The organism is Pantoea sp. CFCC18177, assembly GCF_059412425.1.
The window spans coordinates 140,464-153,517 of record NZ_JBNBPL010000006.1; the positions used below are offsets into that span (position 1 = coordinate 140,464).

General features: G+C 52.4%; 8 protein-coding genes. 7 read left to right on the forward strand and 1 reads right to left on the reverse strand.

Translation table 11 applies throughout. The annotated features are described in order from the left end of the window. Positions 1 to 30: 30 nt before the first annotated feature. The 3 genes from aceE to lpdA all read left to right on the forward strand — a co-directional run bounded on the left by aceE (position 31) and on the right by lpdA (position 6,197). The gene (aceE, locus tag ACPUC8_RS08475; RefSeq protein WP_039331323.1) at positions 31 to 2,697 is read left to right on the forward strand and encodes a pyruvate dehydrogenase (acetyl-transferring), homodimeric type; all 2,667 of its coding nucleotides are present in this window, start codon (positions 31 to 33) and stop codon (positions 2,695 to 2,697) included. 14 nt (positions 2,698 to 2,711) lie between these two features. Beyond that, a complete protein-coding gene (gene aceF / locus ACPUC8_RS08480) occupies positions 2,712 to 4,598 on the forward strand; it encodes a pyruvate dehydrogenase complex dihydrolipoyllysine-residue acetyltransferase (protein ID WP_494926031.1) in 1,887 nt (628 codons plus the stop codon). 174 nt (positions 4,599 to 4,772) lie between these two features. Continuing rightward, on the forward strand, positions 4,773 to 6,197 hold the full coding sequence (gene lpdA, locus ACPUC8_RS08485; protein WP_494926032.1) for a dihydrolipoyl dehydrogenase: 1,425 nt from the start codon (positions 4,773 to 4,775) through the stop codon (positions 6,195 to 6,197). A gap of 353 nt (positions 6,198 to 6,550) precedes the next feature. On the opposite strand, the gene ACPUC8_RS08490 is transcribed toward lpdA, so the two are convergent. After that, positions 6,551 to 7,459: a LysR family transcriptional regulator gene (locus tag ACPUC8_RS08490; protein ID WP_039331319.1), complete on the reverse strand. Its 909-nt coding sequence runs from the start codon at positions 7,457 to 7,459 to the stop codon at positions 6,551 to 6,553. Between the two features lie 98 nt (positions 7,460 to 7,557). Here ACPUC8_RS08490 and ACPUC8_RS08495 point away from each other — a divergent pair, with 98 nt between their 5' ends. The 4 genes from ACPUC8_RS08495 to ACPUC8_RS08510 all read left to right on the forward strand — a co-directional run bounded on the left by ACPUC8_RS08495 (position 7,558) and on the right by ACPUC8_RS08510 (position 13,052). Continuing rightward, positions 7,558 to 8,553 (forward strand): aldo/keto reductase, encoded by a 996-nt coding sequence (locus ACPUC8_RS08495; RefSeq protein WP_039331317.1) that lies wholly within the window; start codon positions 7,558 to 7,560, stop codon positions 8,551 to 8,553. 237 nt (positions 8,554 to 8,790) lie between these two features. Beyond that, a complete protein-coding gene (acnB, locus tag ACPUC8_RS08500) occupies positions 8,791 to 11,388 on the forward strand; it encodes a bifunctional aconitate hydratase 2/2-methylisocitrate dehydratase (RefSeq protein ID WP_494926033.1) in 2,598 nt (865 codons plus the stop codon). 595 nt (positions 11,389 to 11,983) lie between these two features. Then, positions 11,984 to 12,526 carry a Csu type fimbrial protein gene (locus tag ACPUC8_RS08505; RefSeq protein WP_039331313.1) on the forward strand — a complete coding sequence of 181 codons (543 nt, stop codon included), beginning with the start codon at positions 11,984 to 11,986 and terminating at the stop codon, positions 12,524 to 12,526. A 13-nt stretch (positions 12,527 to 12,539) separates the two neighbouring features. Continuing rightward, entirely contained in the window at positions 12,540 to 13,052 is a 513-nt protein-coding gene (locus tag ACPUC8_RS08510) for a Csu type fimbrial protein (RefSeq protein WP_494926034.1), read from the forward strand. Positions 13,053 to 13,054: the final 2 nt, after the last annotated feature.

The window sequence follows — 13,054 nt, forward strand, 5'->3', positions numbered from 1 at the left end:
CGTATTAGACACAGATAAGGAACACACCCCATGTCAGAACGTTTACAGAATGACGTGGATCCGATCGAAACTCGTGACTGGCTACAGGCGATCGAATCGGTCATCCGTGAAGAAGGTGTTGAGCGTGCGCAGTATCTGCTTGATCAGGTATTGAACACAGCACGCAAAGGTGGCGTTAAAGTCGCTGGCGGTGCTTCTGCAATCAGCAACTACATTAACTCTATTGCTGTTGAAGATGAACCGGACTATCCGGGCAACACCTCTCTTGAACGTCGTATCCGTTCCGCAATTCGCTGGAACGCCATCATGTCGGTGCTGCGTGCGTCGAAGAAAGATCTGGAGCTGGGCGGTCACCTCTCATCTTTCCAGTCTTCTGCCACCATTTATGAAGTGTGTTTTAACCACTTCTTCCGTGCGCGCAGTGATAAAGACGGCGGCGATCTGGTTTACTTCCAGGGTCACATTTCTCCGGGCATCTACTCACGTGCTTTCCTTGAAGGCCGTCTGACTGAAGAGCAGATGAACAACTTCCGTCAGGAAGTTCACGGTAAAGGTCTGTCTTCTTACCCGCACCCGAAACTGATGCCAGATTTCTGGCAGTTCCCGACCGTATCAATGGGTCTGGGTCCGTTGAATGCGATCTATCAGGCGAAGTTCCTGAAGTATCTGGAACACCGTGGCCTGAAAGACACCTCAAACCAGACCGTTTATGCCTTCCTGGGTGACGGTGAAATGGATGAGCCAGAATCTAAAGGTGCGATCACCATCGCCACCCGTGAGAAGCTGGACAACCTGGTGTTCATCATCAACTGTAACCTGCAGCGTCTGGATGGTCCGGTCACCGGTAACGGTAAGATCATCAACGAGCTGGAAGGCATCTTCGCGGGTGCAGGCTGGAACGTGATCAAAGTGATCTGGGGCGCGCGTTGGGATGAACTGCTGAAGCAGGACACCAGCGGCAAGCTGATCCAGCTGATGAACGAAACCGTTGATGGCGATTACCAGACCTTCAAATCCCGTGATGGCGCATACGTGCGTGAACACTTCTTCGGTAAATATCCGGAAACGGCTGCGCTGGTAAAAGACTGGTCAGACGAAGAGATCTTCGCCCTGAACCGTGGCGGTCACGATCCGAAGAAAATCTACGCGGCACTGAAAAAAGCGCAGGACACCAAAGGTCAGCCGACTCTGATCCTGGCACATACCATCAAAGGTTATGGTATGGGTGACACCGCGGAAGGTAAAAACATCGCGCACCAGGTGAAGAAGATGAACATGGATGGCGTTCGCTACATCCGCGATCGCTTCAATGTGCCAGTGGCTGACGATAAGATCGAATCCCTGCCTTACGTCACCTTCGAGAAAGGTTCCGACGAGTACAACTATCTGCACGGTCAGCGCGAGAAGCTGGGTGGCTATCTGCCAACGCGTCAGGCGGAATTCAGCGAGAAGCTGGAAATGCCGACGCTGGAAGAGTTCAAGCCGCTGCTGGAAGAGCAGAACAAAGAGATCTCGACCACCATTGCCTTCGTGCGTGCGTTGAACGTGATGCTGAAGAACAAGTCGATCAAAGATCGTCTGGTGCCAATCCTTGCGGATGAAGCACGTACCTTCGGTATGGAAGGTCTGTTCCGTCAGATTGGTATCTACAGCCCGAACGGCCAGCAATACACCCCGCAGGACCGTGAGCAGGTTGCTTACTATAAAGAAGACGAGAAAGGCCAGATTCTGCAGGAAGGGATCAACGAGCTGGGCGCAGGTTCATCCTGGCTGGCGGCGGCGACCTCTTACAGCACCAACAACCTGCCGATGATTCCGTTCTACATCTATTACTCAATGTTCGGCTTCCAGCGTATCGGCGATCTGATGTGGCTGGCGGGCGACCAACAGGCACGCGGCTTCCTGGTCGGCGGTACCTCTGGTCGTACGACGCTGAACGGCGAAGGTCTGCAGCATGAAGATGGTCACAGCCACATTCAGTCGCTGACTATCCCGAACTGTATCTCTTACGATCCGTCTTACGCGTACGAAGTGGCTGTCATCATGCAGGATGGCCTGGTGCGTATGTATGGCGAAGCGCAGGAAAACATCTACTACTACATCACCACGCTGAACGAAAACTACCACATGCCTGCGATGCCGCAGGGTGCGGAAGAGGGTATCCGTAAGGGTATCTACAAGCTGGAAACGGTAGCAGGTAGCAAAGGTAAAGTGCAGCTGCTGGGTTCAGGTTCTATCCTGCGTCACGTGCGTGAAGCGGCACAGATTCTGGCTAACGACTACGGCATCGGTTCTGATGTGTATAGCGTCACCTCGTTCACTGAACTGGCACGTGATGGCCAGGATTGTGAGCGCTGGAACATGCTGCATCCGACTGAAGCACCGCGCGTTCCTTACATCGCTCAGGTGATGAACGAAGCGCCTGCAGTGGCCTCAACCGACTACATGAAGCTGTTCGCTGAACAGGTTCGCAGCTACGTTCCAGCCAGCGACTATCGCGTACTGGGTACGGATGGCTTCGGTCGTTCTGACAGCCGTGAAAACCTGCGTCACCACTTCGAAGTGGATGCATCATACGTGGTTGTTGCTGCACTGGGTGAACTGGCTAAACGCGGCGAAATCGATAAGAAAGTGGTGGCGGATGCGATCACTAAGTTCAATATCGATGCCGATAAAGTTAACCCGCGTCTGGCTTAAGAGGTAAGAGAGTAATGGCTATCGAAATTAACGTACCAGATATCGGGTCAGACGAAGTTGAAGTCACCGAAATCCTGGTGAAGGTAGGCGACAAAGTTGAAGCTGAACAGTCGCTCATCACCGTGGAAGGCGATAAAGCCTCAATGGAAGTCCCTTCGCCGAAGGCTGGCGTAGTGAAAGAGATCAAGATCGCCACCGGTGACAAAGTGAATACCGGTTCACTGATCATGATCTTCGACGCAGAAGGCGCGGCGGCTGCACCGGCAGCAGAAGAGAAAAAAGCCGAAGCGGCGCCAGCCCCAGCGGCGGCTGCGGTCAGCAAAGAAGTCAACGTGCCTGACATCGGCGGTGATGAAGTTGAAGTCACTGAGATCCTGGTGAAAGTTGGCGACAAAGTTGAAGCGGAACAATCACTGATCACCGTTGAAGGCGACAAGGCTTCAATGGAAGTGCCTGCACCGTTCGCGGGCGTGGTGAAAGAGATCAAAATCACCACTGGCGATAAAGTGAATACCGGTTCGCTGATCATGATCTTCGAAGCGGAAGGAGCCGCTCCGGCTGCCGCTCCAGCAGCGAAGCAGGAAGCGGCTCCAGCTGCAGCCCCTGCAGCTGCGGGTGGTGCGAAAGACGTGAATGTGCCTGACATCGGCGGCGATGAAGTTGAAGTCACTGAAGTGCTGGTAAAAGTGGGCGACAAAGTCACCGCTGAACAGTCACTGATCGTGGTTGAAGGCGACAAAGCATCGATGGAAGTGCCTGCGCCATTCGCCGGTACTGTAAAAGAACTGAAAGTGTCCACGGGCGACAAAGTCAGCACCGGTTCACTGATCATGGTGTTTGAAGTCGAAGGCGCTGCGCCTGCTGCTGCGGCACCTGCGGCGAAACAGGAAGCGGCTCCAGCACCGGCAGCGGCGAAACCTGCGGCTGCTCCAGCGGCTAAAGCGGACGCGAAAGGCGAGTTTGCTGAGAACGATGCTTACGTGCACGCCACGCCAGTGATTCGTCGTCTGGCACGCGAGTTCGGTGTCAACCTGGCGAAAGTCAAAGGCACTGGCCGTAAAGGTCGTATTCTGAAAGAAGACGTGCAGTCTTACGTGAAAGATGCGGTGAAACGTGCGGAAGCAGCACCGGCTGCTGCGGCAAGCGGCGGAAGCCTGCCAGGCTTGCTGCCTTGGCCGAAAGTAGACTTCAGCAAGTTTGGTGAAGTTGAAGAAGTGGAACTGGGCCGTATCCAGAAAATCTCGGGTGCCAACCTGAGCCGTAACTGGGTGGTTATCCCACACGTTACGCACTTCGATAAGACCGATATCACCGATCTGGAAGCATTCCGTAAGCAGCAGAACGCTGAAGCGGAAAAACGTAAGCTGGATGTGAAGTTCACCCCGGTGGTGTTCATCATGAAAGCTGTTGCGGCCGCGCTGGAGCAGATGCCACGTTTCAACAGTTCTCTGTCTGAAGATGCACAGAAACTGACGCTGAAGAAATACATCAACATCGGTGTGGCGGTGGATACGCCAAACGGTCTGGTGGTTCCAGTGTTCAAAGATGTGAATAAGAAAGGCATCACTGAACTGTCGCGTGAACTGATGGCGATTTCTAAGAAAGCGCGTGATGGCAAGCTGACCGCCAGCGATATGCAGGGCGGTTGCTTCACCATCTCCAGCCTGGGTGGCTTGGGTACCACGCACTTTGCGCCAATTGTTAATGCGCCGGAAGTGGCTATCCTCGGTGTTTCCAAGTCAGCGATGGAGCCGGTGTGGAACGGTAAAGAGTTTGAACCGCGTCTGATGATGCCAATCTCACTCTCCTTCGACCACCGCGTGATCGACGGTGCAGATGGTGCGCGCTTTATCACCATCATCAATAACACACTGTCCGACATTCGCCGTCTGGTGATGTGAAGTTAACCAAGGCCGGCAAATGCCGGCCTTGTTGTAAGCATTCAGAGTTGCCGCGGTTGGCAGTTTATTAACAATTCTGTAAACTCTTGCGGTGAAATGTCCCGGTGGATAAAGGGCATGCGGAGCCTGGGACGGGCTCGCTTTTGACCGCCGGCAATCTAATAAGAGGTCATGATGAGTACAGAGATTAAAACTCAAGTCGTGGTACTTGGGGCAGGTCCTGCAGGTTACTCTGCAGCCTTCCGTTGCGCTGATTTAGGTCTGGAAACCGTAATCGTTGAGCGTTACAGCACCCTCGGTGGTGTTTGTCTGAACGTGGGCTGTATCCCGTCAAAAGCGCTGCTGCACGTTGCGAAAGTGATTGAAGAAGCGAAAGCGCTGGAAGAGCACGGTATCGTGTTTGGCCAGCCGCAAACTGACATCAACAAAATTCGTTCCTGGAAAGAGAAGGTTATCACCCAACTGACTGGCGGTCTGGCCGGTATGGCCAAAGGCCGTAAAGTGAAAGTGGTTACCGGTCTGGGTAAATTCACCGGTGCGAATACGCTGGTGGTGGAAGGTGAGGGTGGCGCAACCACCATCAACTTCGACAACGCGATTATCGCGGCGGGTTCTCGCCCAATCGAACTGCCATTCATCCCACACCATGATCCACGTGTATGGGATTCAACTGACGCGCTGGAACTGAAAGAAGTGCCTAAGCGCCTGCTGGTGATGGGTGGTGGGATTATCGGCCTGGAGATGGGTACCGTTTACCATGCGCTGGGTTCAGAGATCGACGTGGTTGAGATGTTTGACCAGGTTATCCCTGCTGCTGATAAAGACGTAGTGAAAGTGTTCACCAAACGTATCAGCAAGAAATTCAACCTGATGCTGGAGACCAAAGTCACCGCTGTTGAAGCGAAAGATGATGGTATCTACGTATCAATGGAAGGTAAAAAAGCCCCTGCAGAAGCGCAGCGTTACGACGCCGTGCTGGTGGCCATTGGCCGTGTACCAAACGGTAAAGGCCTGGATGCGGGTAAAGCGGGCGTTGAAGTGGACGATCGCGGTTTCATCCGTGTCGACAAGCAGCTGCGCACTAACGTGCCTCACATCTTTGCAATCGGCGATATCGTTGGTCAGCCAATGCTGGCGCACAAAGGTGTGCACGAAGGCCACGTGGCGGCAGAAGTTATCTCTGGTCTGAAGCACTACTTCGACCCGAAAGTGATTCCTTCTATCGCGTACACCGAGCCAGAAGTTGCATGGGTAGGTTTGACCGAGAAAGAAGCTAAAGAGAAAGGCATCAGCTACGAAGTGTCCACCTTCCCGTGGGCAGCCTCTGGCCGTGCGATTGCTTCTGACTGTGCAGATGGCATGACCAAACTGATCTTCGACAAAGAGACTCACCGTGTGATCGGTGGTGCAATTGTCGGCACCAACGGCGGCGAGCTGTTGGGTGAGATCGGTCTGGCGATCGAAATGGGCTGTGATGCAGAAGACATCGCACTGACCATTCATGCCCACCCAACGCTGCATGAGTCTGTTGGCCTGGCGGCTGAAGTGTTTGAAGGTAGCATTACTGACCTGCCAAACCCTAAAGCGAAAAAGAAATAAGTTTTTGCGGTAAATAGAAAAACGGCTCCTTTTAGGAGCCGTTTTTTATTATAAGAACAATGTATTTTGAATATCGACTTCATAGTCACTTACCTCTTGCATTAGCACGAGCGAGCGACTAACCTGACATTTCTTACGTGTAGGGTAGTCGGCTCGCTCGCAGGGTTAATTAACATTGACTCTGCGAGCAAACTCTCCACAACCTACCTCTAAATAACTATGCTTAAGGCAGATTGCCTCAAGCGCCCGCAGGCAGTCTACGCGATTTTATTTATATTTCACGCATCCATTTTGTTTATTTTTAATTTATTACTTCATTGTTAGTGGTTTCTGTTATTTGTTTTTTTAAATATTTATCTTAATATGTTTTCGTTGTTTTTTATCCAGTCTATAAAATGCCTGAGTGGCGCTGAAATATATTTCCTGCTGGGGTAGTAAAGCCAGAATCCCTCTTCAACTTGCGTATATTCAGTGAGAATCTCAATTAACTCTCCACTCGCCAGCGCATTATTGACGGCATCCTGATGTATAAAAGCGATGCCCAATCCAGCCCGTGCTGCTTGTAGAATGCGATCATTATTATCCAGTACCAGCGAGCCTTTTACCGCGACTTCCTGTTTACGGCCGTCCTGCCAAAATTCCCAACGATAACGCCGCCCGCTGGGAAAGCGTCGCTCAATGCAGGGGAAGTGTAATAACTCGGCAGGGGATTGGGGGATGCCATGCTGAGCAAGGAAATCCGGGCTGGCGACGGCCAGCGCGCGCATGGGGTGGCCAAAGGGCACGGCGATCATGTCCTGCGCCAGCACATCACCATAGCGTACACCGGCATCAAAGCCCGCTTCCACGATATCGACCAACGCGTCATTGCTGTCGATCTCCAGCGTAATCTCGGGATAGCGTTGCACAAACGGCAGTATCAAAGACGGGAAGAACAGTGCTTCTGCTGATCGTGGCATACTGATACGCAGTATCCCGCCCGGTTCTTCACGCCAGTCATTCAACTCATCCACCGCCTGCGACAAATCGGCTAACGCGGGCTGAATGCGCAGCAAAAAGCGCTCGCCTGCTGTTGTCAGCGCGACTTTGCGCGTGGTGCGCGTGAGTAAGCGGACGCCCAGGCGCGCTTCAAAATGGCGCATGGCATGGCTCAAGCTGGAGGGCGTGACGTTGCGCTCCTCGGCGGCTTTGCGAAAGCTGAGATGCTGTGCAATTGCGGCAAACATCTCCAGTTCCTGCAGGGTGGCTCGGTATTTATTCATTGCTGAGTTTTACTCACTAAATCAACGAAAATAGCGCAATTGTTGTGGTAATTGCTGAGGTTTATAACATTAACACCGAAAGCAAAGAGGATGGAACAATGCAACAGCGTCAATTGGGCAGTCAGGGATTAATGGTTTCAGCACTGGGTTTGGGATGCATGGGCATGAGTTTCGCCTATGGGCAAAATGACGAAAAACAGGCGCTGGATACCTTGGCAAGGGCGTTTGAGTTGGGGGTGAATTTCCTCGATACCGCAGAAGTTTACGGTCCTTTCACCAATGAGACACTGCTGGCGAAAGCGATTAAGGGACGTCACGATATTAAAGTGGCGACCAAATTTGGTTTTCGCATTACTGAACATGGCGAGGGCTGGGAGCGCATTACCGGTGCAAACAGCGAACCGGCGCATATTCGCCGTGCCGTTGAAGGTTCACTACAGCGACTGGGCGTTGAAACCATTGAACTGCTCTATCAGCATCGTATCGATCCCGCCGTGCCGATTGAAGACGTTGTCGGTGTGATGGCCGATTTGGTGCGGGAAGGCAAAGTGAAATATCTCGGATTGTCCGAAGTCTCCTCTGCCACGTTGCGTCGGGCACAGTCAGTGCATCCTATTTCGGCTTTGCAGAGTGAATATTCGCTGTGGACACGCGATCCGGAAGAAGAGATCCTCGCCACCTGCCGTGAACTCAATATTGGATTTGTACCTTATAGCCCGCTGGGTCGTGGCTTCCTCACCGGAAAATTCCCGGCCGCAGCCACGTTGGCAGAGGATGATTTTCGTCGCGGATTACCGCGTTTCCAGCAGGATGCACAGGCACATAACCAAAAGTTGGTGAACCAGTTATCAGAGATGGCTGCAGGTTATGACGCTACGGCGGCACAGTTGGCGCTGGCATGGGTACTGGCGAAAGGTGATGATATTGTGCCGATTCCAGGTGCCAGCAAAATTGTCAACCTGGAACAAAACTGTGCTGCGGCGTCATTGGTGTTGCAAGCAACGGATATCACGGCGCTGGATGCGCTGTTTGATGCGAAAAATATTCAAGGCGAGCGCTACACCGCCAACGAATTCAGCATGGTCGATCGCTAATCTTTCTCTCTGCACTGATCAAAAGCAGGCACCGGTTGCCTGCTTTTTTTATGTGATCCCGCTCAACAGGCAGATAAATCTGCTAATTAACGCGCGGATGTTGCTTTTTTGTAAACAGATTAACAATCAGCCGAAATGCTGCTATGCTGGCCGACGCGGAACCGGGCACCTCACCCTACTGTTTGACAGCTCAAGGGGTGCACCGGAAAGCTATACAATGAGAGCGAGGAGAACGTCGTGCTAGAAGAATACCGTAAGCACGTTGCCGAGCGTGCTGCCCAGGGAATCGTACCTAAGCCGTTAGATGCATCCCAAATGGCCGCGCTGGTTGAACTGCTGAAAAACCCGCCAGCGGGTGAAGAAGAATTCCTGACCGACTTATTGGTCAACCGTGTCCCGCCAGGTGTTGATGAAGCGGCGTATGTCAAAGCCGGATTCCTGGCCGCAGTAGTTAAGGGCGAAGCCCTCTCTCCTCTGGTAACTCGTGAAAAAGCAGTTGAACTGCTGGGTACCATGCAAGGCGGCTATAACATCCATGCGTTGATTGAAGCACTGGATGACGAAGCGCTGGCCCCAATTGCCGCAGAAGCCCTGTCCCACACGCTGCTGATGTTCGATAACTTCTACGACGTCGAAGAGAAAGCCAAAGCAGGCAACCCACACGCGAAAAAAATCATCCAGTCATGGGCTGATGCAGAGTGGTTCCTTAAGCGTCCTAAGCTGGCAGAAAAAATCACCACCACCGTGTTTAAAGTGACCGGCGAAACCAACACCGATGACCTCTCTCCGGCACCGGATGCATGGTCTCGCCCGGATATTCCACTGCACGCACTGGCGATGTTGAAAAACCCACGTGATGGTATCGAACCCGACGATGCTGGCAACATTGGGCCGATCAAACAGATCGAAGCATTGCAGAAAAAAGGCTTCCCGCTGACGTACGTTGGTGACGTGGTCGGCACCGGTTCTTCCCGTAAATCCGCGACCAACTCGGTGTTGTGGTTCATGGGCGATGACATTCCGTACGTGCCAAACAAAAAAGGCGGCGGTCTGTGTCTCGGCGGTAAAATTGCACCTATCTTCTTCAACACCATGGAAGATGCTGGCGCGCTGCCGATCGAAGTCGACGTTGATCGTCTGGAAATGGGCGATGTGATTGACGTTTACCCGTACAAAGGTGAAGTGCGCAATCATGAAACCAACGAACTGCTGGCGAGCTTCGAGCTGAAGACCGAAGTCCTGCTGGATGAAGTGCGTGCCGGTGGCCGTATTCCCCTGATCATCGGCCGTGGCCTGACCACCAAAGCGCGTGAGTCGCTGGGTCTGCCGCACAGCGATGTGTTTGTAAAAGCCAAAGATGTGGCGGAAAGCACCCGCGGTTACTCGCTGGCGCAGAAAATGGTTGGCCGTGCGTGCGGCGTAGAAGGGATTCGTCCTGGCGCATACTGCGAGCCGAAAATGACCTCGGTGGGTTCTCAGGATACCACCGGTCCAATGACCCGTGATGAACTGAAAGACCTGGCGTGCCTGGGCTTCTCTTCTGATCTGGTAATGCAGTCATTCTGCCATACCGCTGCTTATCCGAAGCCAGTGGATGTGACCACTCACCATACGCTGCCTGACTTCATCATGAACCGTGGCGGTGTCTCACTGCGTCCGGGCGATGGCGTTATCCACAGCTGGCTGAACCGGATGCTGCTGCCAGATACCGTTGGTACCGGTGGTGACTCACATACCCGTTTCCCAATCGGTATCTCCTTCCCGGCGGGTTCAGGTCTGGTGGCGTTTGCTGCTGCCACCGGCGTGATGCCACTGGATATGCCAGAATCAGTATTGGTGCGCTTTAAGGGTGAAATGCAGCCAGGTATCACTCTGCGTGATCTGGTGCATGCAATTCCACTGTATGCGATTAAAGCGGGCTTGCTGACCGTTGAGAAGAAAGGGAAGAAAAACATCTTCTCTGGCCGCGTGCTGGAAATTGAAGGTCTGCCAAAACTCAAAGTTGAGCAGGCTTTCGAACTGACCGATGCGTCTGCAGAGCGTTCTGCTGCAGGTTGTACCATCAAGCTGGATCAGGAGCCGATTATTGAGTATCTGAACTCAAACATCGTGCTGCTGAAGTGGATGATCTCTGAAGGTTACGGCGATCGTCGTACGCTAGAGCGCCGCGTTGAAGGCATGCAGAAATGGTTGGCGGATCCGCAATTGCTGGAAGGCGATGCGGATGCGGAATACGCTGCGGTGATCGAGATCGATCTGGCAGAAATCAAAGAGCCAATTCTATGTGCGCCGAACGACCCAGATGATGCGCGCTGGTTGTCTGATGTGCAGGGCGAGAAGATCGATGAAGTGTTTATCGGTTCTTGCATGACCAACATCGGTCACTTCCGTGCAGCAGGTAAACTGCTGGATGCGCACAAAGGTCAGTTGCCAACTCGCCTGTGGGTTGCGCCACCGACCAAGATGGATGCCGCACAGCTGACTGAAGAGGGCTACTACAGCGTCTTTGGTAAAAGTGGTGCGCGTATCGAAATCCCAGGTTGTTCACTGTGCATGGGTAACCAGGCGCGCGTGAAAGACGGTGCAACGGTGGTTTCCACCTCAACCCGTAACTTCCCGAACCGTTTGGGTACCGGCGCGAACGTCTTCCTGGCGTCAGCAGAACTGGCGGCAGTGGCTTCACTGCTCGGCAAACTGCCAACGCCAGACGAATACCAGCAGTTCATGGTGCAGGTTGATAAGACGGCGGCTGATACCTACCGCTACCTCAACTTTGACCAACTCGGTCAGTACACTGAGAAAGCTGATGGTGTGATCTTCCAGACCGCAGTTTAATCAGCGGCAGGAATGAGAAAAAGGGGCGATGTGAATCGTCCCTTTTTTATTGGTTCTTTTCTGGATAATTTTCCGAAAACGTCAATTTCATCATACTTTTTCGAATGATTAATAATAACTCATCATGATTAGTTTTATTGTGTTATTTCATTAATTGGTTTCGTCATTTCCGTTATAATTTATCAATGTAAGCAGTTTTAATTAAGGATATTGCTTGTTTATTGTTAAGTTTTATTGGTTGGGTGCAAAGGGCTTTTTTTTAATGAATCGAATTAACAAAGAAAAATTCTACTTAAAATCGATTTAGCGCAGATTAAATGCCATGGATAAGATCAAATTAAGGGTATAAATGCGTTTTAAGAATATTCCTATCTCCTCGCTATCTTATTTTTCATCACACGGTTATGTTTAAAAAAAGTGACAGCGGCCATTTGGCTTATGCACGCTTCACTTGCATAACGTCCCGATATTCAATAATCAAATCTTAATGCTTGTTTAAAGCTCGATCGGTTGCGATTGGGTCATGTTTAAGATTGTTTAATTGTTTCCAGATATCGCGGGCTCAACAACAATGCTGTCATTGTGTGGGGTCAAAATGGAATTCAAAACCGCCATCTATGCACTTACTATCGCAACTGTATTAACAACACCCTTGGCGGCCAGTGCCGCCGGTACGCTCACGGGCCAGGTGGGGATTCAAGTGGTGATTAGCGACGGTTGTACCGTCGGGAATAATGACTCAAGCGGGTCAACCAACAACTGGGGCTCAATTAATTTTGGCACCTATGCCGATCTCGCCAATATTATTGATGGCAGTGTATTAGGGTCTGACGGCAGCAGCAGCGTGACGGTCACCTGTACCAGTGGATTATCTCCGACATTAACGCTGGATGGCGGCCTCAACGGCAGCAGTACCCTGCGTAATATGACATCGGGCACCACGTTAATTCCTTATCGCCTCTATTCTGACTCCTCACGCAGCACTGAAATTGCTGTGAACGGCAGCGTGTCATTAACTGCCGACGGTACCGAACAGGATGTACCGATTTACGGCCGCATTTTGCCTTCGGACCAAAGCACCACTTCACCGGCTTCCGGCACCTATGTTGATACGGTCACGGCGACGTTAGCCTGGTAACACGGCGAGCGCCATGGGACGGCACCTTATCGCATGCCTCTGCTTATGGAGTTCGTGGCCCTGCTTTGCCAGCAGCACCACTGATAGTTTCCAGGTGATGGCTGCCATCACCAGCGGCTGCGCTTTTGGCAGCAATAGCAGCGCCAGTGCAGACTTCGGCACGCTGGATTTTGGCACGATGTCTGCCATCAGCACGCCTGTTGATGTGTCGAGCAGCAGTGGGGCGGGATCGATAGTGGTGACCTGCACGCCGGGCACTGCCATTACGCTGGCTTTGGACTACGGCGAACATGGCGGCAGTGCCAGTACACGCTACCTGAGCAATGGCAGCGCCACTCTGGCTTATCAACTGTATCAGGATGCGGCACACACCACGGTGTGGGGCAGCGATGCGCTGGCGTATAGCGTGTCGTCGTTTCCTGATAGCACACAAACTTACACCATTTATGGACGCCTGTTTGCCACGTCGGGCTTGCCCGCTTCTGGCACTTACAGCGATACCGTAACTGTCACCTTGACCTACTGAAT